Below are 23,631 nucleotides of genomic sequence, written 5' to 3' on the forward strand. Positions count from 1 at the left end.
TCACCGCGTCCGCAGCACCAGCTTGCCGAACACGCGATTGTGCTCCAGGTCGTCGTGGGCGCGACGGACGTCCGCCAGCGGGTACACCGTCACCGGCCCGAGCGTCACCGCACCGGCCGCGATGCGGTCCAGGTACGACTGGAGGACCTCGGCGGGCAGATCCGAGGACTCACCGCCGTAGGCGGCCAGCCGTACGCCCTTCGGCAGGTAGCCGATGGGGTAGAAATCGGGGACCGTCCACTGGTTGGACAGCATCCCCGTGAAGCACACCGTGCCGTGCACGCGAACCGCGCGCAGCGTGTCGGGCAGGACGTCGGTGCCGACCAGCTCAAGCGCGGCGTCCACACCCTCCGGGTACAGCTCGCGCACCTTCTCCGCGACCTTCCCGTCGTCCACAATGCCGTGCGCGCCCTGCGCCTCGATCGCGCCCAGCCTCGCCGCGCTGCGGCTGGTGGCCAGCACCTTCGCGCCCATGTCGCGGGCGAGCGCGGTGGCGGCCATGCCCAGCGCCGAGGTGCCGCCGCGGATGAGCAGCGTCTGGCCCTCGCGCAGGTCCAGGCCGGTGGTGAGCGAGCCGTAGGCCGTCTGCAGGGTCTCCGGGACCGCGCCGATGGTCTCCCACGGCAGTTCCGAGCGGAACGGGATGAGGATCTCGCGCGGGACGATCGTGTACTCGGCGTAACCGCCGTCGTAGCTCCGGCCCATGTCGCCCATCATCGCCGCGACCTGCGTCCCGGGCTCCAGCACACCGTCGGGATCAAGATCGACCGTGCCGACGGCCTCGATGCCCGGGACGCGCGGGAACGTCACCCCCACGGCGAGGCCGAGCCGCGTGTGCAGCTCGGAGCGGTTGATCCCGGCCGCCTCCACGCGAACCCGGACCCACCCGGGTCCCGGCTCGGGCAGCGGCAGGTCGGTGACGGTGAGGTTCTCGACGGGTCCGGGACCCGACAGGACGGCGGCGCGCATGCGGCGAGCCTAGATCATCGTCCCCCGTGGCATTCGGCGCTCGCCGCGCAGACCGGCACGGGCGGCGCGGCCTCCGACTTCTTGCCGAAGTAGGCCCCGAGTGTCGCGGCGGCCAGGATGAGCAGGCCGCGGGCGATCCATTTCTTCATGACTTCCCCCCTTTGGGAGTAAGTACTACCGGAGCGCCCGGGGGCCGCGGGGGCGAACGGCGGGGGTGTCGGCTTTACGCCATGTCCTTTACACCAGGTCCGCCGTCACCTCTTGTCCCGCGTCGGTGGTCCTGCGCAGGAAACCCGCGATGACCTCCAGTTCCTCAGGGGTGTACTCCTCGCACAGCTCGTCCATCGCCGCGTTCATCCCGCCGAAGAGGCGGTAGATCTCCCCCATGCGCTCCTTGACCGCCCGCAGCGTCACCGCCCGCCGGTCGGCGGCCTCCGGATCGCGCTCGCGGACGATCCAACCGCCCTTCTGGAGGCGGTCGAGGATGCCCGTCATCGTCGCCGGATGCAGCCCCGCCCGCCGCGCCAGCGCACTCGGCCCGATCGGGCCGTGCCGGGTGATGAGGTCGAGGCAGTCGAGGTCGACCTGCTTGAGCCCGGCGCCGGCGCTGACCCGGTGGTTGAGGAGGGCGAGCTGGACCGAGAGCTCGCGCAGGTGCTCCTTGACGCCGTTGGTGAGGTGACGGCGATCCCTAGAAGATATGGAACTCATATGATACGTTCTCCATGTAGTACGGGGCTCAGATCACTGTAGGGAGTATGCCATGGACATCCGCGTCTTCGGGGCCAACGGCCCCACCGGCCACCACCTCGTCCGCCAGGCACTGGCCGCCGGGCACGACGTCACCGCCTTCACCCGGTCCACCGCGTTCCCCATCGCCCACGACCGCCTGCGGGTGCACGTCGGGGACGCGCTCTCGCCGCAGGACGTGTCGGGCGCGATCGCGGGCGGCGACGCCGTCCTGTCGGCCCTCGGCGTCCCCTTCGGCAAGGACGAGGTGGAGACCTTCTCGCGCGGCACGCGCAACATGATCGACGCGATGCGGGCGCACGGCGTCCGGCGACTGGTGGTGGTGAGCTCGTCTGCCGTCGACGCGGACGCGCTGCGGCACGACACCGGGGGCGGGCTCGTCTTCGAGAAGCTGCTCAAGCCGTACGTGATCAAGAAGCTCGGGCGGACGGTCTATGACGACATGCGCCGGATGGAGTCGGCGGTGCGGGAGAGCGGGCTGGAGTGGGTGATCGCGCGGCCGTCGGGGCTCTTCGAGGGCGAGCGGACCGCGTTTCATGTCGAGGAGGGGCACTGCGGGTACCGGTTCACCTCGCGGGCGGACCTGGCGGCGTTCATGCTCGCCTGCGCCTCGGAGGACAGGTGGGTCGGGCGGGCGGTGGCGGTGGCGACGCCTTCGGCGCGGATCGGGCTGGTGGAGTTCATGCGCAAGGAGGCGCTGAAGAAGTAGCTGTCGCGGACGCGACAGGAGGGCTCACGTGACTTCTGCAGATGCAGGTCGTTACCGCAGATGGACGATCTAGAGAGGGGACACGATGGCGTACTACCCCGGCGAGACCCCCGAGCAGCGGCGGAAGCGGGCGGCGAAGGTGATGAAGGCGATCTGCCGCGGCCCCGAGGACACGCCCGCGATGGACCACTACGCGTGGGTCTTCGCCAGCCTCGGCAAACCGCTGCCCACGGCCGCCGAACTGATCGCGAGCGAGATCCCGATCCGGCCGGGTTCGAAGGACCCCGGCAGCACCAATGGGCTCGTCGGCCTGCTCACCGAAGCCGGATGGAACCACGTGCGCCGAAACGGTGGCTGCATGCAGTTCACCAACCCGTCTGAGGCGGGGCTCGTGACCATGGGCATGAGGCCGACCCGGGCGGCGTCCCCCGGCGTCACGCGAAGTGTTCTCGAAGTCGCGGGCCTGGCCGGACGTGAGCGATGAAGGGGTACGCCATCATCATCGAACGCGCCGACGACGGCGGTTTCGGCGCCTGGTCCCCCGACCTCCCCGGCTGCGTCGCCCTGGCCGACTCCCCCGAGGAGACCCTCGCCGAGATGCGCGAGGCCATGCGCTTCCACATCGAGCTCCTGCGCGAGATGGGCGAGCCCGTCCCCGCCCCCTCGACGGTCGAGGTCACCCTCGTCACCCTCTGACAAGCAAGAGCGCCGGTCCCCCAAGGGAACCGGCGCTCTCCACTAACCCACTAACCCGGGGCCTACTCGTCCCCGTTGGTCACCTGCTCCGCAGCGAGCTCCGGCGGCACGCCGTCCGGGACCTTCACCAGCGGCTCGCCCTCGGCACCGCTGAACACCAGGTGGGCGTTCTCGATGTCGGTCGGCTCGCCTTCCACGTCCACGTGGATGATCTGGCCGGGGCGCAGCTCGTTGAACAGGATCTTCTCGGACAGGGTGTCCTCGATCTCGCGCTGGATCGTCCGGCGCAGCGGCCGGGCGCCCAGGACGGGGTCGTAGCCCTTGGTGCCCAGGTACAGGCGGGCGCCGGGGGTCACGTCGAGGGTCATGTCCTTGTTCTTCAGCTGCTCCTCGATGCGCTTGAGCATGAGGTCCACGATCGAGACGATCTCGCTCTCCGAGAGCTTCGGGAAGACGATGATGTCATCGATGCGGTTGAGGAACTCGGGCCGGAAATGCTGCTTGAGCTCGTCCTGGACCTTCTGCTTCATGCGCTCGTAACCGGCCTCGCCGCCGTCCTCGTCGGACTGGAAGCCCATCGACACGGCCTTGGCCACGTCGCGGGTACCGAGGTTGGTGGTGAGGATGATGACGGTGTTCTTGAAGTCCACGATGCGGCCCTGACCGTCGGTCAGGCGGCCGTCCTCCAGGATCTGGAGGAGCGTGTTGAACACGTCGGCGTGGGCCTTCTCGATCTCGTCGAACAGCACGACGGAGAACGGCTTCCGGCGCACCTTCTCGGTGAGCTGGCCGCCCTCGTCGTAGCCGACGTACCCGGGAGGGGCGCCGACCAGGCGGGACACGGTGTAGCGGTCGTGGAACTCGGACATGTCCAGCTGGATCAGGCTGTCCTCGGAACCGAAGAGGAACTCGGCGAGGGCCTTGCTCAGCTCGGACTTACCGACACCGGAGGGACCGGCGAAGATGAAGGAACCCGAGGGACGCTTGGGGTCCTTCAGCCCGGCGCGGGTACGGCGGATCGCCTGCGACACGGCCTTGACCGCGTCCTTCTGGCCGATGATCCGCTTGTGCAGCTCGTCTTCCATGTGGAGCAGACGCGAGGTCTCCTCCTCGGTGAGCTTGTACACCGGGATACCGGTCCAGTTGGCCAGCACTTCGGCGATCATCTCGTCGTCGACCTCGGACACGACGTCGAGGTCGCCGGCCTTCCACTCCTTCTCACGGCGGTCGCGCTGATCGATCAGCTGCTTCTCCTTGTCGCGCAGCTGCGCGGCACGCTCGAAGTCCTGGGCGTCGATCGCCGACTCCTTGTCCCGGCGCGCCTGGGCGATCCGGTCGTCGAAGTCGCGCAGGTCCGGCGGCGCGGTCATGCGGCGGATGCGCATGCGGGCGCCGGCCTCGTCGATGAGGTCGATGGCCTTGTCCGGCAGGTACCGGTCGGAGATGTAGCGGTCGGCGAGGGTCGCGGCGGCCACCAGCGCGTCATCGGTGATGGACACGCGGTGGTGCGCCTCGTAACGGTCCCGCAGGCCCTTGAGGATCTCGATCGTGTGGGCGAGGGTCGGCTCGTCCACCTGGATCGGCTGGAAGCGGCGCTCCAGGGCGGCGTCCTTCTCCAGGTACTTGCGGTACTCGTCGAGGGTCGTCGCACCGATGGTCTGCAGCTCACCGCGGGCCAGCATCGGCTTGAGGATGGAGGCGGCGTCGATCGCGCCCTCGGCGGCGCCGGCGCCGACCAGGGTGTGGATCTCGTCGATGAACAGGATGATGTCGCCGCGCGTGCGGATCTCCTTGAGCACCTTCTTCAGGCGCTCCTCGAAGTCACCGCGGTAGCGGGAACCGGCGACCAGCGCGCCCAGGTCCAGGGTGTAGAGGTGCTTGTCCTTGAGGGTCTCGGGCACCTCGCCCTTGACGATGGCCTGCGCCAGGCCCTCCACGGCGGCGGTCTTGCCGACGCCGGGCTCACCGATCAGCACCGGGTTGTTCTTGGTGCGGCGGGACAGGACCTGCATGACGCGCTCGATCTCACGCTCGCGCCCGATGACCGGGTCGAGCTTGCCGTCGCGCGCGGCCTGCGTCAGGTTGCGGCCGAACTGGTCCAGGACCAGCGACGTCGACGGCGTCTGCTCACCGGTGGCGGCGCCGGTCGTGGCCTGCTCCTTACCGCCCTGGTAACCCGACAGAAGCTGCAAGACCTGCTGGCGGACCCGGTTGAGGTCCGCGCCGAGCTTGATGAGCACCTGAGCGGCGACACCCTCGCCTTCACGGATCAAGCCGAGGAGGATGTGCTCCGTGCCGATGTAGTTGTGGCCGAGCTGCAGGGCCTCCCGCAGCGACAGCTCAAGAACCTTCTTGGCGCGAGGCGTGAACGGGATGTGCCCACTGGGGGCCTGCTGTCCCTGCCCAATGATCTCCTCCACCTGCTGGCGCACGCCCTCAAGCGAGATGCCGAGGCTCTCCAGAGCCTTGGCGGCGACGCCCTCACCCTCGTGGATGAGCCCGAGCAGAATGTGCTCGGTGCCGATGTAGTTGTGATTGAGCATCCGGGCCTCTTCTTGGGCCAGGACGACAACCCGCCGCGCTCGGTCGGTGAACCTCTCAAACATTCCTACGTGCTCCTCACATACCTGCGACGGGGCTCCCGACGCCGGGCCGGACCTCGAATCGCTGGCCCGGCTCTCGCCGGCCCGGGACAGTTAGTGCCAAGTGCCCGGGTCTTCACTCTATCGTCGCTCCGTGACACTCCCTGGCCCCAACCTACGTGGCGAACCATGTGTTCCGCCGACTTGTGCTTGTACGCCGTCAGCGAACACGGGAAGCTCCCGGGCGACCACCCGATGACGGGACAGCGCGTCCGGTGAGGGTTTTGTTCCCCGCTCAGGGGCATGTGTGCGGCACTACAGCCCGCCGATCCCCTTCCCCACCAGCGGCATCCCCATCACCAGCGGCAACACCGCCATCACCGCGCAGGACGGCGTGAACGCCGCTGCCGACTGTCGCCGACCCGACTGTGAGCCCGCACGCACCCACCGCGAGATTCTCCGGCCGGACCGGCATCAGAGCCTCTCGAAGTCCCCGGGCCGCCACTCCCCCGCCGCCCCGTGCACGCGCAGGTGCGCGAACCAGCCCTCGCCGGGCACGGTCTTGACCCAGCGGCTGTCGGCGTACTCCATCGGCGGCGCGGGCCCGAAGAAGAGCTCGGCGCCGGCGGGGACCGGCTCGGCGAGGGACCGCAGCGCGGCCCGGTCCTGGTCGGTGCGGACCTGGGAGCGCGTCCGGCGGTCGTAGGCGGTCACCGACCACTCCGGGACGGGCGGGGGCGCGCCCAGCCGGTAGTTCGCGCCGCCGTCGAGGAGCCGCCCGGCGGAGTCGCGCGCGGTCAGGCAGTGCAGGCCGGGGGTGTCGGCGGGCTCGACCCGCTCCCAGCGCCGCCCGGGCCAGGCCGGGCGCGTGCCCGCGTAGGCCTCGGCGAGCATCGCGTCGCGGGCCTCGCGCGTCCACCGTCCGGCGCCGGGAGGGATCGGTGGCCCATCGGGACGCGGCTCGGCGGCCAGGACCCGGCGCAGCACCCGCCAGTACTCGGGGCCCTCCTCCCAGCGCAGGCACGTGCCGTCGGTGGACAGCGCGCTCACGTCGACACACGGGAAGAAGAGGACGGGCTGCGCGCCCGGCCGCTGGACGTTCACGCGCCGCAGCGTGTCCAGGGCCCGGCCGGTGTCGCCGCCGGTGAGCGGGACGCGCAGGTGCAGCAGGGCGATCGAGGTCCCAGATCGGGCCTCGGGGCACAGGTCGCCCGGCGGGCGGATGAGATGGCTTCGGCCGGCGGCCAGATCGGCGACCCGGGTGCGGTGGCGGTCGTCCACGTGCCCGGTGACCGGGCCGGGCGGCAGCTCGACGCGGACGGCGCCCGCGCGCAGGTCGAGCGCGGCGAGGCCGCGGGCGGTACCGGGGTCGAGAGTGAAGCCGGTGTGCCTGGGACCGGCCACGCCGATGGCCATGGCCGCGCCCTCGGCGATGCCCAGATCGCGCAGGCCCTGGAGGAGCCCCTCGGTGGCGACCGTGGGATGCCAGAAGCGGTAGGCGGCGGCCAGGTCCGGCGGCGAGAGGCCGGGTGCCAGACCGCTCGGCGCGGTGGTCATCGGCATCCCCCCGGACGGCGTGGGCCGCGACGGCCGCGCCTCCCGGCCCGCGCGACGCGAGCCGGACGTGAGGAAGTTTAGTGATCTTGCGGGGTAGAGGAGGCCGAAAACAGCGGGTTACGTCCGATTAACGGCGCTGTTCTGCGGATACACCGCGACCCCGCCCCTTGACGGGTGGGGCGGGGTCGCGGTGATGCCGGTGGTCCGATGAAGGACCGAGCTGGTACTACGCCTGGGCGTGGTATTCGTCGATGATCTCCTGCGGAATGCGGCCGCGGTCGGAGACGGGCTTGCCATTGCGCTTGGCCCATTCCCGAATGGCCTTGTTCTGCTCACGGTCGGTAGTGGGACGGCCGACCGCGCGACCCGGGATACCCACCGGCGCCTTGCCACCGGCCATGGGGAAACGGCCAATGTTGCGACCCGCGGCGACGTAGTCGGCGAGCGCCTCACGCAAGGTGGCGGCCTTGTCCTCGGCCAGGTCGATCTCGTAGATCTTCCCGTCGAGACCGAACTTGACGGTCTCGTCCGCCTTACCGCCGTCGAGGTCATCGACGAGGATTACCTGAACTTTCGATGCCACGTGGGTTCCCTTCGGGAAATAACGACCTCAACCTTGTTTACGGAGATACCTTAGCTCAACCGTACTCCGAACAAAACAGCGCGCACTCTATTCCGGGTGCGACCTGCGGTTGATGAGCCCGAGTGATGATCTGCGACTCGTCCGTTCGGCTACTCCGGCCGCAGCATTGGGAAGAGGATGGTCTCCCGAATACCGAGACCGGTCAGCGCCATGAGGAGCCGGTCAATGCCCATGCCGAAGCCGCCGGTGGGGGGCATCCCGTACTCCATTGCCCGCAGGAAATCCTCGTCGAGGCGCATGGCCTCGTCGTCGCCGCGGGCCGCCTGGCGCGCCTGCTGCATGAAGCGTTCACGCTGGACGACCGGGTCGACGAGTTCGGAGTACCCGGTGCCCATCTCGACGCCGAGCATGTAGAGGTCCCATTTCTCGGTGAGACCGGGCTCGGTGCGGTGCTGGCGGACCAGCGGCGAGGTCTCCTCGGGATAATCGCGCACAAACGTCGGTTCCCGCAGCTTGTCCTGCACGAGGGCCTCGAAAAGCTCCTCGGCGAGCTTCCCGGCGCTCCAGGCGGGGTCGACGCCCAGCTCAATACCCTCGGCGTACTTCTTCAGCTCCTCGTAGGGAGTGCGGACGGTGACCTCCTCACCGAGCGCCTCGGAAATGGAACCGAAGACGGTGATCTCGTTCCACTGTCCGCCGAGGTCGTACTCGGAGCCGTCGGCGTGGGTGACCACTGTGGATCCGTAGACCGCGCGGGCCGCGCCCTGCACCAGATCGCGGACCAGGGCCGCCATGGTGTCGTAGTTGCCGTATGCCTCATAGGCTTCCAGCATTGCGAACTCCGGCGCGTGACTGGAGTCACTGCCCTCGTTGCGAAAATTCCGATTGATCTCGAATACCTTGTCCAGGCCGCCGACCACGCAGCGTTTCAGGTACAACTCCGGTGCGATCCGCAAGAATAGATCGGTATCGAAAGCGTTACTGTGCGTCGCGAAGGGCCGGGCGGAGGCGCCGCCGTGGATCGGCTGAAGCATCGGGGTCTCCACCTCGATGAAGCCGCGCTCGTGGAACTGCTCGCGCAGCGAGCGGACCATGGCGGCCCGGTCCCGCACTACCTGCTGCGCCTGCGGGCGCATGATGAGGTCGACGTACCGCTGCCGGACGCGAGACTCCTCGCTCATGTCCTTGTGGGCGACCGGCAGCGGCCGCAGCGCCTTGGCGGTCATCTCCCAGTCGTCCGCCAGGACGGAGAGCTCCCCGCGCCTGCTGCTGATCACCTCGCCGGTGACGGCGACCTGGTCGCCGATGTCGACCAGGCGCTTCCAGTCGGCCAGGCGCTCCTCGCCGACGTTGGCCAGCGAGAGCATGGCCTGCAGCTCCACCCCTTCGCCCTCGCGGAGGGTGGCGAAGCACAGCTTGCCGGTGTTGCGCAGGAACATGACCCGTCCGGTGACGGTCACCTTGTCGCCGGTGGCGGTGTCGACGGCCAGGCCGTCGTAGTTCCGCCGGATCTCGGCGAGGGTGTGCGTGCGCTTGACACCGAGCGGGTACGGCTCGACACCCGAGTCGAGCAGCTCGTCGCGCTTCTCACGCCTGACTCGCATCTGCTCGGGCAGATCATCGATTCCGGGTACGCCTGTGTCGGTCACGCCACGTTCCTTTGCTACACGGTCTCGCTGGGGCGGTGCTTATGTCGCCGACCAGAATACGTGCAGCGTCTTCGGGGGTTCGACGGCTTTTAGCCCTTCCGGCGGATCCGGTAGGCCAGCGTCTCGTAGGGCAGCTCGAACGTGCTTCTTCCGGCCAGATCGGGATGGGTCCGGACGAGTTCCCGCGTTCGGCGTTCCAGTTCGGCGCGGCCCTCCTCATCGGCGATCAGATAGTAGGAGCGCGACTTCACGAGGGTGACCAGATCCTCCTCGGTCATCACGCGGTCGTAGAAGAGAGTGTGACTTTCGGCTCGTTCGAAGCCGTCGGCGGTGAGATCGGGCACGGCGTGGGCGACGACTTCGGCCTCGGATTTGCCGATCAGCTCCGACATTCGCGACACCCACGGAACGGTTTCGTCCCGAAGGTTCCAGATCGGCGCGAACACGCCCCCGGGGCGCAGGACGCGGGCGATTTCCGGGTGCGCTTTCGCCGGGTCGAACCAGTGGTAGGCCTGACCGGCGGTGACGGCGTCGACGCTGCCGGAGTCGACCGGGATGTGCTCGGCGTCGCCTTGGCGCGGTTCCACTCCCGGCGATTTCTCGGCGAGCTTGGCGAGCATCTCGGCATCGGGCTCGACGGCGATGACGCGGTGGCCCAGGGCGGCCAGCGCGCGAGAGAGGATTCCGGTTCCGGCGCCCAGGTCGACCACCGTGAGCGGTGCGGTCCCCAAGGCCCATACGAGCGGTTCGGAGGCGTATGTCGGGCGGATGGCGTCGTAAACGCCGGCGGCCTGCCCGAAGGAGTGCGCTGGGTCGGTCATGACGGGTTGCCTTTCGCATATCGATCCGCATAGATGGGGTACGCGAAATCGGCGCGTATCGGCCTGATTCGCGTCTGGGGGGCTGCGGAAGGGGACTGATTCGGTGAATTCTCGAAGGGGCGTTGCGGACAGTACTGCACACCCACCCGATCGGGGCAATGCGATGACCGTGCGCGACGGGTTGACGGATCGGGGACCATGTGCGTCAACCGGGATGGGGCCCGGGGGCGTCAAAGGGGTAAGGGGTGACTGAAGACGTCCGCGCCTTCGAGGGAGAGCGCGGATGGGCGTCCGTGCGGACGCCGGCGCGGGGACCGACCGGAACGCGGTCCCCGCGCCCAAGCCCGCGCGGATGGGGGTTGGAACGGGAGTGTTTACTCCGTCTAACGATCGTCGCGCTCGGCGGACGCGCGGGCGAACCACGTCACCCGGCCCGGGGAGCCGTCACCACGTCGATCAACGATCGTCGCCTTCGCCGGCCGCGCGGGCGAAGCGCTCGGCGAAGTGCCGGACCGCCTCGCGCAGCTCCGGCGAGCCCACCACCCGGAACGGCACCTCGATGACGGCGAGCTGCCGCGCGTACCAGCCGGGCGCCTCCGTACTGCCGAGCAGGCGCGACTGGTGCGTCCCGTACGGCTCCAGGCGGCCGAGACTGCGCGAAACCCAGCGCGAGGCCCACTCCACGGGCGCGTCGATGATGACCTCGGTGGGCATCCCCCAGCCCTCGGAGAGCTGCTCCTCGACCGCCGCGATCGGGTCGAGCCCCTCGGGGACCTCGGCGGGCACGTCCAGCACCTCCGGCGCCAGCACGCGGTCCACGCGCAGCATCCGGCGCGCGTCCACCGCGTGCGACCAGCACAGCAGGTACCACTTGCCGCGCCGGACCACCACCGCCCACGGATCGACCTCGGTGACGCGCTCGCGGTAGGTCAGCCGCACCCGCCGTTTCGTCGCGCAGCCGCGCAGGAGGACCGCGGCGACCTCGACGTCCGGCCTCGCGGCCTGCGGGTCGGCGGCGCGCGAGACCGCCGACCAGGCCGCCTCGGCTGGTCCCGCGACCGTCTCGGGCAGGACGCGCATGAGCTTGCCGAGCGCGAGTCCGGCCGGGCCCTCGGGGTCGGCGGCGTGATTGCCGTCCAGGACGGCCATGACCAGCCCGAGCGCCTCGGTCGCGCTGAACATCAGCGGCGGCAGGCGCAGGCCCCGGCCCGCCCGGTAGCCGCCGTGGGGTCCGCGCACCGACTCCACGGGGATGCCCGCCTCGCGCAGGATCCCCACATAGCGCCGGGCGGCGCGCTCGGTCACGCCCAGGCGGGCGGCCAGGCGGTCGGCGGTGACGCCGGGGCGGTTCTGGATGAGCTCCAGGGCCAGCAGCGCCCGCGCGGTGGGACTCTCGTCACGCATCTTTTCCCCAACCCGGCAGTAGAACGTCCGGATAGCACGTTAGCGTGCTTCGACATGGAGATCCTTCGTGAGCCCGCGTTCATCGGCGACGAGCGCGACACCTTCATCGGTTCGCTGGAACGCGGCCGCCGCCTCGTGGCGTGGAAGACCCGCGGCCTGGACGCCGAGGGGATGCGCGCGACCCTCGCCCCCTCCACCCTCACCCTGGGCGGCCTGCTGACCCACCTGGCCACCGTCGAGGACGACATGTTCCAGGTGCGCCTCGGCGAGCCCGCCGCGGTGTCGGTGGCCGACAAGTGGTCCCCCGAGGGCGGCGTGGAGCTGTGGGAGGCCGCCGTCGCCCGCTCCCGCGCGAACCTGGCGCGCTTCGACCTGGGCGACATCGCGCCCTGGACCTCGTCCAAGGGGCTCAAGGTGAGCGTCCGCCGCCTCGTCGCCGACATGATCGAGGAGTACGCCCGCCACCTCGGCCACATCGACCTGATCCGCGAATCCATCGACGGCCTCGTCGGCGAGGACGAACCGGATGAGTGACCTGACGATCGTGCCCGCCTCCAGCGCCCCCTGGGCCGACCTGGCCGGGCTCCTCGGCTTCGGCAAGGAGGGCGACCGCTGCTACTGCCGCCGCTTCGCCATGCCCAGCCGCACCTTCTGGTACGCCACCGACGCCGAACGCGCCGCCTCACTCGAAGAAGACGCCCGCTGCGGCGAACCCGGGGCCCCCACGGCCGGCCTCATCGGCTACCGCGACGGCGAACCCATCGCCTGGGTCGCGGTGGCCCCCCGCACCCGCTACCCCGGCCTGCTCGGACGGCGCGTGACCTGGGCGAAACGCGACGAGGACAAGACCGACCCCGGCGTGTGGTCGGTGACGTGCTTCTTCGTCCGCAAGGACCACCGGCGCGAAGGACTCACCACCGTCCTGGCCAAGGCCGCCGCCGACTACGCGCGCGAGCAGGGGGCCACGGCCGTCGAGGGCTACGCGATGATCACCGTCCCCGGAAAGGTGATCACCTGGGGCGAGCTGCACGTGGGCCCGCTGGGGGCGTTCCTGGACGCGGGGTACACGCAGGTGGCGCAACCGACGCTGCGGCGGGTGGTGATGCGGATGGACTTCGGGGAGGGGTGAGAAAGGGCCGCCCCGAAGGACGGCCCCGCGTTCTCGAACCACTCCCTCAGGAGTTCTTCTCGTAGATCATCCGCAGCCCGATCAGCGTCAGCATCGGCTCGTAGTGCGTCACCGTCGCGCACTCCCCGATCACCACCGGCGCCAGTCCGCCCGTGGCGACCACCGCCGCGACTTCGCCGCCGAGTTCGGCGATCATGCGCGACACCAGTCCGTCCACCTGGCCGGCGAAGCCGTAGACGATCGCCGACTGGAGGCATTCGGTGGTGTTCTTGCCGATGACCGAGCGGGGTTTGACCGGCTCCACCTTGTGCAGCTGGGCGGCGCGCTGGGCGAGGGCGTCGATGGAGATCTCGATGCCGGGCGCGAAGGCGCCGCCGAGGAACTCGCCCTTACCGCTGATGACGTCGATGTTGGTCGAGGTGCCGAAGTCGACGATGATCGCGGGCCCGCCGAAGAGGGTGTAGGCGGCGAGGGTGTTGGTGACCCGGTCGGCGCCGACCTCCTTCGGGTTGTCGATGGCGAGGTGGACGCCGGTGCGGGTGCCGGGGCCGACCACCACGTGGGGCACGTTGCCGTAGTAGCGGTCGAGCATGCGGTGGATCTCGCGTCCGGCCTGGGGGACGGTCGAGCACAGGGCGACGCCGGTGATCTGGACGTTGTCCCCGGCGAGCAGGCCCTTGAGCATCAGCGCGAGCTCGTCGGCGGTGGCGCGCGAGTCGGTGCGGATGCGCCAGGAGTGCACGAGCTTGTCGCCGTCGAAGGTCGCCAGCACCGTGTTGGTGTTGCCCACGTCGATGCACAGGAGCATGAGCTTTCTAGCCTTCCCTGATGTCCAGAGCGATGTCGACGATCGGCGAGGAGTGCGTGAGCGCCCCCACCGAGATGTAGTCCACGCCGGTCTTGGCGTAGTTGAGGGCGGTGGACAGGGTGATGTTGCCGGTGGCCTCCAGTTCGGCGACGCCGCCGACCTGCGAGACCACCTGGGTGAGGGCCTGGGTGGACATGTTGTCGCACAGGAGGAAGTCGGCGCCGGCCTTGACCGCCTCGACGGCCTCCTCCACGGTGGTGACCTCGACCTGGACGCGCACGTCGGGGAACGCCGCGCGGACCCGGTCGTAGGCGGCGGTGATGCCACCGGCGGCGATGATGTGGTTGTCCTTGATCATGGCCACGTCGTAGAGGCCCATGCGCTTGTTGTCGCCGCCGCCGACGCGGACGGCGTACTTCTCCAGGTGCCGCAGGCCGGGGGTGGTCTTGCGGGTGTCCAGGACGGTCGCCTTGAACCCGTGCAGGGCCCGGGCGAAGGCGCGGGTGTGGGTGGCGACGCCGGACATGCGGCAGATCAGGTTGAGCGCGGAGCGCTCGGCGGTGAGCAGGGCGCGCGCGGGCCCGCTGACGGTGCCGAGGACGGTGCCGGGGCCGACCTCGGTGCCTTCCTCGACGAGGTACTCGAACGTCGCGGCGGTGTTGGACGCGGCCTCGAAGACCATCGCCGCCACGGGCAGCCCGGCGATGACGCCGGACTCGCGGGCGACGAGGTCGGCGGTGGCGACGGCGTCCTCGGGGATGGTGGCGACGCTGGTCACGTCGACGCCGGAGGGCCCGCCGAGGTCCTCGGCGAGGGTGGCGCGGGCGATGCGGGTGACTTCGAGCAGGTCCAGTCCGCCGTCTTCGATGCGTTCCACGGTCGACTTCACGCGATGGCCTCCCAGGTCGTGTTCATCTGGTCGTCTGGACCGATCGACGCCAGCAGGTGGCCCCGCCAGGCGTCATCGGCTTCGGGGAAATCCTCCCGCCAGTGGCATCCCCTGGTTTCGGTGCGGGCATGCGCGGCTGAGACGAGCGCCGCGGCGACGGTGAGGAGGTTGGTGACCTCCCACGTCTCGGTGCGGGGACGCCCCGAGCGGGCCTTGCCGAGGGCGCCGAGGGTCTCGGCGACCTCTCCCAGCCCCTCCGCCGAGCGCAGGACGCCCGCGCCGCGGGTCATCGCGCGCTGGAGTTCGGCGCGGGAGGTCGTGGACGCCACCCACTGCGAGCAGTCGCGCGGCACCGGCACCGGATCGGCCTGCCCGGGCAGGTCGCGGGCGATGTCGTCGGCGATGCGGCGGGCGAAGACCAGGCCCTCCAGCAGCGAGTTCGAGGCGAGCCGGTTGGCGCCGTGCACACCGGTGCAGGCCGCCTCGCCGCAGGCGTAGAGCCCGGCGACGGAGGTGCGGCCGTGCAGGTCGGTGCGCACGCCACCGGAGGCGTAGTGCGCGGCGGGCGCGACGGGGATGAGGTCGGTGACGGGGTCGATCCCGGCGGCCCGGCACGCGGCCAGGATGGTCGGGAAGCGCTCCTCCAGCATCGGACCGCCCAGGTGGCGGGCGTCGAGCCAGACGTGGTCGAGCCCGTCGCGGTGCATGACGCGGGTGATGCCCTTGGCGACCACGTCGCGGGGGGCGAGTTCGGCGAGCTCGTGCGCGCCGACCATGAAGCGCTTGCCGTCGGCGTCGACGAGGTGGGCGCCCTCGCCGCGCAGGGCCTCGGAGATGAGCGGCTGCCGGTCCCGCACGCCCGTCAGGTACAGGGACGTGGGGTGGAACTGCACGAACTCCAGGTCGGTGACCGCGGCCCCGGCGCGCAGGGCGAGCGCCACGCCGTCCCCGGTGGACACCGAGGGGTTGGTGGTGGTCGCGAAGAGCTGGCCGAGCCCGCCGGTGGCCAGGACGACGGCGCGGGCGAGGATGCCGCCGACGCCGTCCTCGGTGCCCTCGCCCAGGACGTGCAGGCTGACGCCGCAGGCGCGGCCGGAGGCGTCGGTGAGCAGGTCGAGGACGAGGGCGTGCTCGATGAGCCGGATCCACGGGTCGCGGTGGACGGCGGCGTGCAGCGCGCGCTGCACCTCCGCGCCGGTGGCGTCGCCACCGGCGTGGATGATGCGGTTGGCGCGGTGCCCGCCCTCACGGGTGAGGGCGAGCGAGCCGTCGGCGTTGCGGTCGAACTCGGCGCCGGCCCGGATGAGCTCGCGGACCTGCCCGGGGCCCTCGGTGACCAGGATCTTCACCGCGGCCGGGTCGCACAGGCCCACACCGGCGATCTCGGTGTCGACGGCGTGCGCCTCGGGGGTGTCGAGCGGGTCGAGGACGGCGGCGATGCCGCCCTGCGCCCAGCGCGTGGAGCCGTCGTCGAGGTTGTCCTTGGTGACGACGGTGACGTGCAGGCCCTGCTCCCGCAGGTGCAGGGCCGTGGTGAGACCGGCGATGCCGGAGCCGATGACGACGACGTCGGTGGTCTCGGTCCACGTCGGCTCGGCCGCCAGGAGCCTCTGGGGGATCTTGGGCAGCGCGGCCGGCGGGATCAAAAGGGGTGTGCTCACCGCTCGCCTCGGACGAACGCGGCCAGATCGGCCGACTGCCGCAGGCGCGACTCCTCGTGGACGTACATCATGTGCCCGGCCTCGTAGTACTCGAAGGAGATGTTCTCCTGGAGCTTCGGCGAGATCGCCAGCCGCGCCATGGTGGCCTCGGCGGCGAAGTGCGGGGTGGCCGCGTCGTGGTACCCGGCGGCGACGTGGACGCGCAGGTGCTCGTTGTTGCGCATCGCGTGGGCGAGCTTGTCGGCCACCGAGATGTTCTTGCCCTCGAACTCCTTGAAGGACCAGGGGTGGACCTTCACGGTGATGATCTCGTAGGGCAGGTCGCTCTCGTAGCCCAGCTCGGCGCGCAGGTAGTGGTTGAGCGCGGCGGTGTAGGGGCCCACGATCGCCGACATGGACGGGTCGGCCGACCAGTTCTCGCGGCCGTAGTCGCTGTCCTCGCCGGTGAAGCGGCCGTCGAGGCGGCCCACGACCAGGCGCTTCTCGCGCAGCAGCTCCGACTGGAAGCGGATGTGCTCCGGGCGCAGGTCGACGCGGTCCACGTAGGACTCCGACAGCCCGGTCAGGCGCGCGACGGTCGCCACGGCCTCCGCGCGCTCCTCCGGCGTCAGGCGCGCGCCCCGGTGCAGGGCCCACTGGTAGTCCTTCGAGGCGTACTCCTCGGCCTCGGCGACGACCTCGGCGAGCGGGCGGTCCCCGTGCAGGCCGTGGTAGTGGGCGGTGGCCGCGTACGTCGGCAGGTAGTAGACGTAGGGGTCGTCGTTGTGGTCGGTGAAGTCGATGGTGCCCAGGTCCAGCGTCGCCGAGATCAGCACCAGCCCATTGAGCTGCATGCCGTGCCGGGACTGGAGGTGCTCGGCCAGGGCCGCCGCGCGCAGCGTGCCGTAGGACTCGCCGCACAGGTACTTCGGGGACAGCCAGCGGTTGTTGCGGGTGATCCACATGCGGATCACCTCGCCGACGCTCTCCACGTCCTTGAGGTAGCCGTGGTACTCCCCGGCCTTGCCGCCCTCCACCGCCCGCGAGAAGCCCGTCGACATGGGGTCGATGAACACCAGGTCGGCGTGCCGCAGCAGCGTCTCGTGGTTGTCGGTGAGGCCATAGGGCGGGGGCAGCAGCTCACCGGCGTCGCCCATGACCACACGGCGGGGCCCGAGCAGGCCGAGGTGCAGCCACACCGAGGACGAACCGGGACCACCGTTGAACGCGAACAGGATCGGCCGGTTCTCACCGTCGACGGTGTAGGCCGTGACCGACATCTCCGCCTTCGCCTTGTGGCCGTCGAAGACGTCGTCGGTGTGCGTCTCCTCCCGCAGGACGACGCGTCCCGTGGTCGCGGTGTAGTGGAGATCCTCGTGACCAGGCGACACCAAGGTGTGCTGGCTGGTCACGAGGTCGTCCTTGGGCTCGGGGCGCTCGGCCTTCTCGGGGGTGTCGCTCATGGGAAGGCAGCCTACGTCTTAGTGGGCGCCGACGCCGATGGGCACCGCGTGCGGGGCCGGGCGGGGATCGCCCGCCGTGCCGGGCGCGGCCACCGACGGGTCGCCGCCGAGTCCGACGATGCGGTTGTCGGCGTCGACGTGCACGACCTTCGGCACGAACGAGCGGGCCGTGGCGTCGTCCATCTGCCCGTAGGAGATGAGGATGACCAGGTCACCCGGCTTCACCAGGTGCGCCGCCGCGCCGTTGATGCCGATCACGCCCGAACCGCGCTCGCCCGGGATGATGTAGGTCTCCAGCCGGGCGCCGTTGGTGATGTCCACGATCGCCACCTGCTCGCCGGGGAGCAGGTCGGCGGCGTCCAGGAGGTCCTCGTCGACGGTCACCGAGCCGATGTAGTGCAGATCGGCCTGGGTCACCGTGGCGCGGTGGATCTTGGACTTGAACATGGTACGGAGCAGCATTACTCGGCCTCCGCGATGTCGAGGGGGATGTTGTCGATGAGCCGGGTGGAGCCCAGGCGGCCGGCGAACAGTAGCCGGGCCGGGCCGGAGGTGGGCGCGGGACCCAGTTCCGGTGAGGTGACCTGCACATAGTCCAGGTCGACGCCCGCCGGGAGCTCGCCGATGACGCGCTCGCGGATCTCCTCCGCCGCGGCCCCCTTGGCGCCGAGGGCGGCACCGGACCGGAGGGCGGCGTGGATGCCCGGGGCGGCCTGGCGTTCGGCCGGGGACAGGTACACGTTGCGGCTGGAGCGGGCCAGCCCGTCGTCCTCGCGCACGGTCGGGACGCCCACGACCTCCACGGGGAACGACAGGTCGGTGACCATCTGCCGGACGAGGGTGAGCTGCTGGTAGTCCTTCTCCCCGAAGCACGTCACGTCCGGGCGGGTCACGTTCAGCAGCTTCGCCACGACCGTCAGGACGCCGGTGAAGAACCCCGGGCGGTAGGCGCCTTCGAGGAGCTCCCCCAGCGGGCCCGGGGTGACCTGGACCTGCGGGCGCCCACCGGGGTACATGTCCTCGCGGCTGGGCGCGAAGACCGCGTCGGCGCCCTCCTCCTCGCAGATGCGCAGATCGGCGTCGAGGGTGCGCGGGTAGCGGTCGAAGTCCTCGGTGGGCCCGAACTGGAGCGGGTTGACGAAGACGGTGACGATGAGGTGGTCGGCGCGGCCGCGCGCGTCCCGGATCAGCTCGCGGTGCCCGTCGTGCAGGGCGCCCATGGTCATCACCACGGCGACCGTGCCGGTCATCTCGCGGCGGACCTCGGCGAGGGTCGCCCGGTCGGGGACGAGTCGCGTCATTGCGATGCCTCCTGGGGTCGGTCGGCGAGCACGCCGAGCAGCGGTTCGGCCGCCTCGGGGCTGAGGCGGTGGGCGTCGATGGCGCGGTCGGCGGTGCGCCTGGCCAGCGCGAGGTAGGCGGCCACCGAGTCGGGCGCGGTCTCGGCGAGCGCGCTCAGGTGAGCCGCGACGGTCCCGGCGTCGCCACGCGAGACGGGCCCGGTGAGGGCGGCGTCGCCCAGGCGCAGCGTGTTGTCCAGGGCCGCCGACAGCAGCGGGCCCAGCATCCGCTCGGGCATCAAGACGCCCGAGGCGCGCAGGATGTCGCAGGCCTCGTTGACCAGGGTGACCAGGTGGTTCGCGCCGTGTGTGAGCCCGGCGTGGTAGAGCGCGCGGCGGTGCTCGGCGATGAACTCCGGCTCCCCGCCCATCTCCACGACCAGCGCCTCGCCGACGACGCGCGCGTCCTCGTGCGAGGTCACGCCCCAGGAGATGCCGGCGAGCCGGTCGAGGTCCTCGGCGCGCCCGGTGAAGGTCATCGCCGGGTGCAGCGCGAGCGCCAGCGCCCCCGCGTCGGTGGCGGGCCGGAGCACGCCGATGCCGTGCGCGCCGGAGGTGTGGGCGACGATGCGTCCCGGCACGAGATGGCCGGTGTCGGCGAGGCCCTTGACGAGGCCGGGGAGGGTGTCGTCCGGCACGGCCAGGACGAGGAGCTCGGCGAGATCGGCGACGCGCTCGGCGGGAGCGAGCTCGGCCTGCGGGATGAACCGCCCGGCCCGGTCGCGCGAGGCGTCGGAGACGGCCGTGGCGGCGATGACGTGGTGCCCGGCGCGGGCGAGCGCGGCACCGAGCACGGAGCCCACGCGTCCGGCGGAGATGATGCCCACGGTCAGTCGGGCGGCGTTCGTCATCGAACTCCTGTTCTGCGATCCAGTCCTGCCAGGGGTACCGGTCAACGTGGTCAAGTATCGCCTTCGGAGCGCTCGCGGGGGAGATGTTGCGACAGTGAGGTTAGGCACTCGTTACCACCCCATTTCGTCCTAAGCTGCGGGCATGCAGATTTCCGCGCCCTGGGGGCTCACCGCCTACGGCACCGGCACCGCCGTGGCGTCACCGGACCTCGCCCGCGTCCGCCTCGCCGCCGAACGCGTCGAACCCGACGCCGCCGCCGCGTTCGGGGCCACCCGCCTGCGCGTCGCGGCGATCCGCGAAGCGATGCGCGCACACGGCGTCCCCGACGAGGCGGTGCAGGAATCCCGGCTGACGCTGTCCTCGGAGTACGAGGGCTACGGCATCGAGCGGAAGTTCCTCGGCTACCGCTGCGAGGCCGGATTCACCGTCGAACTCGGCGACCTGGACATCGTCGAGCCGATGCTCGTCGCGGTCACCGACGCCGGGGCCAACCGCGTGGACGAGGTGACCTACACCGTCCGGGACGCGGCCGCGCTGGCGTCCCGGGCGCGGTCCCTGGCGGTGTCGGCGGCGCTCACGCGCGCGTCCGAGCTCGCCTCGGCGTCCGGCGTCCGGCTCGGGGCGGTCCTGCACGTGGAGGACCTGGACGCCGGGGACCCCGGGCCGGTGATGTACCGGATGGAGGCCATGGCGGCTCCGCCCATGCCGTCGGGAATGCAGCCGGGGGCGGTGTCGGTTCGCGCGTCGGTGCTGATGGGGTGGGCGCTGCTACGGGATTAGGTGACGGAGATCGGGTGGGAGCTCGGCGCGGACGCGATCCGGCGTGGTGGGGTCGGACAGGCGGCAGCGGGTGGCACGGCGGATCCCCAGGAATATGACGAAGACCTGCGCGATCAGCGGACTGAGACCGACCGGGAAGCCCGGCGTGTCCGCCAGGATCCACACGAAGCCCGGCATGTACCCGAGGACCAGCAGGGTCCGGGCGTTCCCGAGGACCACCCCACTCGGCGCGTTCCCGCCGACGAGCTCTTGGGCCCGCGCGTACCGCGCCAGTACCCCGGGCGCGACGTCCGGGTCGTCACAGGCGTCGTGCAGCAGCCGGTGGACCCGCTCACCGAGGTGGCCCGGGTCGGCAACGGAAAGGTGGCCGTCCTCTTCCACGTAGGTGCGCACGATCGCCGCCTGCGCGTAGGCGTGCGCCAGGAGGTGGCGTCCCCGGCGAGCGGTGACGTAGGCGTCCCGGGTGGCGGTGAGCAGGCGACCGGCGAGTTCGGGCACGTCGCCGCCGATGACGGGCGTGGGCTCCGGCCGCTCCCGCAGCACCCGGAGCAGGCCCACGACGACGGCGAAGGCACAGACGCCATAGATCACCAGCTCGACCAGCCGGTCCAGGTCAATGACGTAGTAGAGGATCGCCGCCACCGCGAGATTCGCGGCCACGCCGAGCCACGGCACCCACCCGACCGGCGCGGCGAGCCTGGCGGCGGCGCGCGAGGCGTTTTGGATGAGGGTGACGCGGTAGCGGAGGGCGTCGCCGGGGTCGAGGCGGGCGAGGAGGGCGGCGGCGAGGGCTTCGGGGGTCATGGGCGGACCAGGTCGCGGAGGCCGGGGAAGGCTTCGGCGATCTCGCGGAGGGCCTCTTCGCGATCCCGAGGACGCACACGCCAGCCCGCGACCGGGCAATCCGGCAGGGCCAGCTCCATTCCGGCGCCGATCGAGGCGGTGATCACCGGGCCGTACCCGAGGACCATCACGTACGGGTGGTCGGGTCCGGCCACCGCCATCGTCATCCCCAGGACGCCGATGGCGGTCCAGACGAGGTTCATCCGGGACGGGGTGCTCACCAGCAGCAGTGCCCGGTCCAGGCGGGCGAGGGTGAGGCGGTCGCAGGACTCGTCGGTGGCGGTGCGGTGTACCAGCGAATGCAGCCATTGCGCGGCCCGTTTGCGCCGCCGGCCGAAAGGCGGTCGCGGCGGATCCGCGTCCGGCAGCTCGCCGCGAGCCTCCGCCCACACCCGCGCGGCGAACGCGCGGGCGTGCACGACGCGGCCGAGTGAGCGGTGCCGGGGCTTCAGCGCGCGGAATGCGGCGTCGACGGCGTCCATGAGCGCGTCGGGAGTCGCGTCCGGGACCGGCGCGGCCATCACCGGGCGGCTCGGCCACCGCCCGACCACGATCACCGGTGTCACGACAAGGGCGAAGGCACCCATGCCCAGCAGAGCCTTGAGCGGCCAGGTCATGTCGGACAAGCCGATGATGACCACCGCCGCCGTGACCAGCGCGGTGACGACGAGGCGTGCGATCAGGCCCGTCCACCGCGCCCTGGTGATCTCGGCGTCGGCGGCCGCGAGGTGCTCGCGCAGCTCGACCGCCCCCAGCCCCGCCGCGAGGCGGTCGGCTTCGGCGAAGTACCTCACGAGACCTCCAGGTGGTCGCGGGCGATGAGCTCGCGGAGGCCCGGGAACACCTCGGCGATCTCGCGGAGGGCCTCTTCGCGGTCCCGGGGAGGCCACGACGAGAACGAGTGCGGGCAGGCGGGCATGGCGCCGTCCAGCACCGGCCTCATCAGGGACCCGAGCAGCCCACACACTCCGCCGCTCATCGCGGGTGAGAAGGCCGTCACCACAGCGCCCACGCCCACGGCAGCAACGCCGAAGGCGATCCAGGGCAGCCTCGCGCGCGGGCCGTGGTCCACCAGCAGCGAGGCGCGGTCCAGCCTGGCGAGCGTGGCTCGGCTGCGGTCGTCATGGGACTCGCGGCCGGCCAGGTCATGGGTCAGGCCGTGCAGCCAGTGCGCTGCTCTGGCCCGCCGCCGGTCGAAGGGCCGGTGCGGCGGATCCGCGTCGGGCAGCTCGCCGCGAGCCTCGGCCCACACCTGTGCGGCGAACGCGCGCGCGTGCAGGACCGGGCCGAGTCGCCGATGGCGGGGCCGGAGGGCACCGAAGGCGTCATCGACGGCCGCCACGAGCGCGTCGTGGGTCGCGTCCGGCACGGGCTCGACCACCCCCGGCCTGCCGGGGCGGCGGGCCACCAGGAGCATCAGGGTGAGAAGGGCGGCGAACACGCCCGCTCCGAGCAGTGCTCTGAGCGGCCACGGCGAGTCCAGGCGACCGATGAGCATCACGGCGGCCGCCGCGAGTACGGCCATGGTCGCGTACGCGGTCACGCCTCTCCACCGCGCTCTGCCCACGGCCGCGTCGGCGGCCGCGAGGTGCTCGCGCAGCTCGGTCTCCCCCAGGGCGGCAGCGAGGCGGTCGGCCTCGGCGAAGTACCTCACGAGACCTCCAGGTAGCCGCGCACGACGGGGTGCGGGAACGCCTCCGCGACGTCCCGGAGCACGGCCTCCCGGTCGGCGACCGGCTTCGTCGTCGCCCGGCACCATGGCTGCGGTGAATCGGGCTTGGGGATGTGGCCCGACACCAGCCGCAGCGCGTGGTCCAGTCGCGCGAGACGGCGGCGGGCGGTGTCCGGGTCGGGTCCGTCGAGCAGCTCGGCGGCGGTGTCGTGCAGGACGCGGTCGAGGCGGGCGACGGCGTCACCCCGGTCGGTGCCGGGTGGGGTGCCGGGGCCATAGAGCTGCCGGAGGCCGTCGTGGGTCTGCGCCCAGGCGCGGGCGGCGCAGGCGAGGGCGTGGACGAGCGGGCCGGGGCGGCGGGGTTGGGTGCGGGACACGTGCCACCGCAACTCCCCCAGCCCCAGCCCGGCGGCGAGGCGGTCGGCTTCGATGAAGCGGCGGGTCATCCCGGGGCTCCGGGTACGGAGAAGGCGATCATGGCGGGCACTCCATGGG

26 protein-coding genes are annotated in these 23,631 nt (G+C 71.1%); 6 read left to right on the plus strand and 20 right to left on the minus strand.

Going from position 1 to position 23,631, the window contains the following annotated elements:
* The 3 genes from QSK10_RS08800 to QSK10_RS08810 all read right to left on the minus strand — a co-directional run bounded on the left by QSK10_RS08800 (position 1) and on the right by QSK10_RS08810 (position 1,680).
* Positions 1–969: a zinc-binding dehydrogenase gene (locus QSK10_RS08800; RefSeq protein ID WP_285662119.1), complete on the minus strand. Its 969-nt coding sequence runs from the start codon at positions 967–969 to the stop codon at positions 1–3.
* A 14-nt stretch (positions 970–983) separates the two neighbouring features.
* The gene (locus QSK10_RS08805; RefSeq protein ID WP_285662120.1) at positions 984–1,118 is read right to left on the minus strand and encodes a hypothetical protein; all 135 of its coding nucleotides are present in this window, start codon (positions 1,116–1,118) and stop codon (positions 984–986) included.
* Positions 1,119–1,206: 88 nt separating this feature from the next.
* A complete protein-coding gene (locus QSK10_RS08810; RefSeq protein ID WP_285662121.1) occupies positions 1,207–1,680 on the minus strand; it encodes a MarR family winged helix-turn-helix transcriptional regulator in 474 nt (157 codons plus the stop codon).
* A 52-nt stretch (positions 1,681–1,732) separates the two neighbouring features.
* Here QSK10_RS08810 and QSK10_RS08815 point away from each other — a divergent pair, with 52 nt between their 5' ends.
* From QSK10_RS08815 to QSK10_RS08825, 3 genes are all read left to right on the plus strand, one after another.
* Positions 1,733–2,428, plus strand: coding sequence for an NAD(P)-dependent oxidoreductase (locus QSK10_RS08815; RefSeq protein ID WP_285662122.1), 696 nt, complete (start codon positions 1,733–1,735; stop codon positions 2,426–2,428).
* Positions 2,429–2,513: 85 nt separating this feature from the next.
* Positions 2,514–2,912, plus strand: a complete 399-nt coding sequence (locus QSK10_RS08820; protein ID WP_285662123.1) for a hypothetical protein — start codon at positions 2,514–2,516, stop codon at positions 2,910–2,912.
* Positions 2,909–3,124 (plus strand): type II toxin-antitoxin system HicB family antitoxin, encoded by a 216-nt coding sequence (locus QSK10_RS08825; protein WP_285662124.1) that lies wholly within the window; start codon positions 2,909–2,911, stop codon positions 3,122–3,124. Before QSK10_RS08820 ends, QSK10_RS08825 begins: the two co-directional genes overlap by 4 nt.
* Before the next feature lie 62 nt (positions 3,125–3,186).
* On the opposite strand, the gene QSK10_RS08830 is transcribed toward QSK10_RS08825, so the two are convergent.
* From QSK10_RS08830 to QSK10_RS08855, 6 genes are all read right to left on the minus strand, one after another.
* Positions 3,187–5,730 (minus strand): ATP-dependent Clp protease ATP-binding subunit, encoded by a 2,544-nt coding sequence (locus QSK10_RS08830; protein ID WP_285662125.1) that lies wholly within the window; start codon positions 5,728–5,730, stop codon positions 3,187–3,189.
* Between the two features lie 450 nt (positions 5,731–6,180).
* Entirely contained in the window at positions 6,181–7,263 is a 1,083-nt protein-coding gene (locus QSK10_RS08835) for a DUF1214 domain-containing protein (protein ID WP_285662126.1), read from the minus strand.
* Positions 7,264–7,489: 226 nt separating this feature from the next.
* Positions 7,490–7,846: a histone-like nucleoid-structuring protein Lsr2 gene (locus QSK10_RS08840; RefSeq protein WP_285662127.1), complete on the minus strand. Its 357-nt coding sequence runs from the start codon at positions 7,844–7,846 to the stop codon at positions 7,490–7,492.
* 149 nt (positions 7,847–7,995) lie between these two features.
* A complete protein-coding gene (gene lysS, locus QSK10_RS08845; RefSeq protein ID WP_285662946.1) occupies positions 7,996–9,450 on the minus strand; it encodes a lysine--tRNA ligase in 1,455 nt (484 codons plus the stop codon).
* A gap of 134 nt (positions 9,451–9,584) precedes the next feature.
* Entirely contained in the window at positions 9,585–10,316 is a 732-nt protein-coding gene (locus QSK10_RS08850; protein WP_285662128.1) for a class I SAM-dependent methyltransferase, read from the minus strand.
* A gap of 456 nt (positions 10,317–10,772) precedes the next feature.
* Positions 10,773–11,720 carry a helix-turn-helix transcriptional regulator gene (locus tag QSK10_RS08855; protein WP_285662129.1) on the minus strand — a complete coding sequence of 316 codons (948 nt, stop codon included), beginning with the start codon at positions 11,718–11,720 and terminating at the stop codon, positions 10,773–10,775.
* Between the two features lie 54 nt (positions 11,721–11,774).
* Here QSK10_RS08855 and QSK10_RS08860 point away from each other — a divergent pair, with 54 nt between their 5' ends.
* Positions 11,775–12,254, plus strand: coding sequence for a mycothiol transferase (locus QSK10_RS08860; protein ID WP_285662130.1), 480 nt, complete (start codon positions 11,775–11,777; stop codon positions 12,252–12,254).
* Positions 12,247–12,849 carry a GNAT family N-acetyltransferase gene (locus QSK10_RS08865; RefSeq protein WP_285662131.1) on the plus strand — a complete coding sequence of 201 codons (603 nt, stop codon included), beginning with the start codon at positions 12,247–12,249 and terminating at the stop codon, positions 12,847–12,849. Before QSK10_RS08860 ends, QSK10_RS08865 begins: the two co-directional genes overlap by 8 nt.
* 46 nt (positions 12,850–12,895) lie before the next feature.
* Here the strand turns inward: QSK10_RS08865 and QSK10_RS08870 are convergent, their stop codons facing one another.
* Genes QSK10_RS08870 through QSK10_RS08900 form a run of 7 tightly spaced genes read right to left on the minus strand, consistent with a single transcriptional unit; the run spans position 12,896 to position 19,840 of the window.
* The gene (locus tag QSK10_RS08870; protein ID WP_285662132.1) at positions 12,896–13,657 is read right to left on the minus strand and encodes a type III pantothenate kinase; all 762 of its coding nucleotides are present in this window, start codon (positions 13,655–13,657) and stop codon (positions 12,896–12,898) included.
* A gap of 7 nt (positions 13,658–13,664) precedes the next feature.
* Positions 13,665–14,525, minus strand: a complete 861-nt coding sequence (gene nadC, locus QSK10_RS08875; protein WP_285662947.1) for a carboxylating nicotinate-nucleotide diphosphorylase — start codon at positions 14,523–14,525, stop codon at positions 13,665–13,667.
* A gap of 17 nt (positions 14,526–14,542) precedes the next feature.
* Entirely contained in the window at positions 14,543–16,207 is a 1,665-nt protein-coding gene (locus tag QSK10_RS08880; RefSeq protein WP_285662133.1) for an L-aspartate oxidase, read from the minus strand.
* Positions 16,204–17,649, minus strand: a complete 1,446-nt coding sequence (locus tag QSK10_RS08885; protein WP_285662134.1) for a S10 family peptidase — start codon at positions 17,647–17,649, stop codon at positions 16,204–16,206. Before QSK10_RS08885 ends, QSK10_RS08880 begins: the two co-directional genes overlap by 4 nt.
* A gap of 18 nt (positions 17,650–17,667) precedes the next feature.
* Entirely contained in the window at positions 17,668–18,108 is a 441-nt protein-coding gene (gene panD / locus QSK10_RS08890; protein ID WP_285662948.1) for an aspartate 1-decarboxylase, read from the minus strand.
* A 2-nt stretch (positions 18,109–18,110) separates the two neighbouring features.
* Complete coding sequence (panC, locus tag QSK10_RS08895; RefSeq protein WP_285662135.1) at positions 18,111–18,950, minus strand: pantoate--beta-alanine ligase; 840 nt, start codon at positions 18,948–18,950, stop codon at positions 18,111–18,113.
* Positions 18,947–19,840, minus strand: coding sequence for a Rossmann-like and DUF2520 domain-containing protein (locus QSK10_RS08900; RefSeq protein ID WP_285662136.1), 894 nt, complete (start codon positions 19,838–19,840; stop codon positions 18,947–18,949). The genes panC and QSK10_RS08900 overlap by 4 nt, the downstream gene beginning before the upstream one ends.
* A gap of 142 nt (positions 19,841–19,982) precedes the next feature.
* On the opposite strand from QSK10_RS08900, the gene QSK10_RS08905 reads away from it, so the two are divergent.
* The gene (locus QSK10_RS08905) at positions 19,983–20,621 is read left to right on the plus strand and encodes an SIMPL domain-containing protein (RefSeq protein ID WP_285662137.1); all 639 of its coding nucleotides are present in this window, start codon (positions 19,983–19,985) and stop codon (positions 20,619–20,621) included.
* Here QSK10_RS08905 and QSK10_RS08910 read toward each other — a convergent pair.
* From QSK10_RS08910 to QSK10_RS08925, 4 genes are read right to left on the minus strand one after another with little or no spacing between them, the layout of a single operon-like run.
* Positions 20,610–21,425: a hypothetical protein gene (locus QSK10_RS08910; protein ID WP_285662138.1), complete on the minus strand. Its 816-nt coding sequence runs from the start codon at positions 21,423–21,425 to the stop codon at positions 20,610–20,612. The genes QSK10_RS08905 and QSK10_RS08910 overlap by 12 nt on opposite strands.
* The gene (locus QSK10_RS08915) at positions 21,422–22,258 is read right to left on the minus strand and encodes a hypothetical protein (RefSeq protein WP_285662139.1); all 837 of its coding nucleotides are present in this window, start codon (positions 22,256–22,258) and stop codon (positions 21,422–21,424) included. The genes QSK10_RS08910 and QSK10_RS08915 overlap by 4 nt, the downstream gene beginning before the upstream one ends.
* A complete protein-coding gene (locus tag QSK10_RS08920) occupies positions 22,255–23,118 on the minus strand; it encodes a hypothetical protein (RefSeq protein WP_285662140.1) in 864 nt (287 codons plus the stop codon). The genes QSK10_RS08915 and QSK10_RS08920 overlap by 4 nt, the downstream gene beginning before the upstream one ends.
* Positions 23,115–23,582: a hypothetical protein gene (locus tag QSK10_RS08925; protein WP_285662141.1), complete on the minus strand. Its 468-nt coding sequence runs from the start codon at positions 23,580–23,582 to the stop codon at positions 23,115–23,117. The genes QSK10_RS08920 and QSK10_RS08925 overlap by 4 nt, the downstream gene beginning before the upstream one ends.
* Between the last annotated feature and the right edge of the window lie 49 nt (positions 23,583–23,631).

The organism is Actinorhabdospora filicis (assembly GCF_030269765.1).
Lineage (GTDB): Bacteria > Actinomycetota > Actinomycetes > Mycobacteriales > Micromonosporaceae > Actinorhabdospora > Actinorhabdospora filicis.

Bases quoted from the DNA above. Each gene is read 5' to 3' on its own strand.
- QSK10_RS08800 (WP_285662119.1), bottom strand. From the start codon at position 969: ATGCGCGCCGCCGTCCTGTCGGGTCCCGGACCCGTCGAGAACCTCACC.
- QSK10_RS08805 (WP_285662120.1), bottom strand. From the start codon at position 1,118: ATGAAGAAATGGATCGCCCGCGGCCTGCTCATCCTGGCCGCCGCGACA.
- QSK10_RS08810 (WP_285662121.1), bottom strand. From the start codon at position 1,680: ATGAGTTCCATATCTTCTAGGGATCGCCGTCACCTCACCAACGGCGTC.
- QSK10_RS08815 (WP_285662122.1), top strand. From the start codon at position 1,733: ATGGACATCCGCGTCTTCGGGGCCAACGGCCCCACCGGCCACCACCTC.
- QSK10_RS08820 (WP_285662123.1), top strand. From the start codon at position 2,514: ATGGCGTACTACCCCGGCGAGACCCCCGAGCAGCGGCGGAAGCGGGCG.
- QSK10_RS08825 (WP_285662124.1), top strand. From the start codon at position 2,909: ATGAAGGGGTACGCCATCATCATCGAACGCGCCGACGACGGCGGTTTC.
- QSK10_RS08830 (WP_285662125.1), bottom strand. From the start codon at position 5,730: ATGTTTGAGAGGTTCACCGACCGAGCGCGGCGGGTTGTCGTCCTGGCC.
- QSK10_RS08835 (WP_285662126.1), bottom strand. From the start codon at position 7,263: ATGACCACCGCGCCGAGCGGTCTGGCACCCGGCCTCTCGCCGCCGGAC.
- lysS (WP_285662946.1), bottom strand. From the start codon at position 9,450: ATGCGAGTCAGGCGTGAGAAGCGCGACGAGCTGCTCGACTCGGGTGTC.
- QSK10_RS08850 (WP_285662128.1), bottom strand. From the start codon at position 10,316: ATGACCGACCCAGCGCACTCCTTCGGGCAGGCCGCCGGCGTTTACGAC.
- QSK10_RS08855 (WP_285662129.1), bottom strand. From the start codon at position 11,720: ATGCGTGACGAGAGTCCCACCGCGCGGGCGCTGCTGGCCCTGGAGCTC.
- QSK10_RS08860 (WP_285662130.1), top strand. From the start codon at position 11,775: ATGGAGATCCTTCGTGAGCCCGCGTTCATCGGCGACGAGCGCGACACC.
- QSK10_RS08865 (WP_285662131.1), top strand. From the start codon at position 12,247: ATGAGTGACCTGACGATCGTGCCCGCCTCCAGCGCCCCCTGGGCCGAC.
- QSK10_RS08870 (WP_285662132.1), bottom strand. From the start codon at position 13,657: ATGCTCCTGTGCATCGACGTGGGCAACACCAACACGGTGCTGGCGACC.
- QSK10_RS08885 (WP_285662134.1), bottom strand. From the start codon at position 17,649: ATGAGCGACACCCCCGAGAAGGCCGAGCGCCCCGAGCCCAAGGACGAC.
- panC (WP_285662135.1), bottom strand. From the start codon at position 18,950: ATGACGCGACTCGTCCCCGACCGGGCGACCCTCGCCGAGGTCCGCCGC.
- QSK10_RS08900 (WP_285662136.1), bottom strand. From the start codon at position 19,840: ATGACGAACGCCGCCCGACTGACCGTGGGCATCATCTCCGCCGGACGC.
- QSK10_RS08905 (WP_285662137.1), top strand. From the start codon at position 19,983: ATGCAGATTTCCGCGCCCTGGGGGCTCACCGCCTACGGCACCGGCACC.
- QSK10_RS08910 (WP_285662138.1), bottom strand. From the start codon at position 21,425: ATGACCCCCGAAGCCCTCGCCGCCGCCCTCCTCGCCCGCCTCGACCCC.
- QSK10_RS08925 (WP_285662141.1), bottom strand. From the start codon at position 23,582: ATGACCCGCCGCTTCATCGAAGCCGACCGCCTCGCCGCCGGGCTGGGG.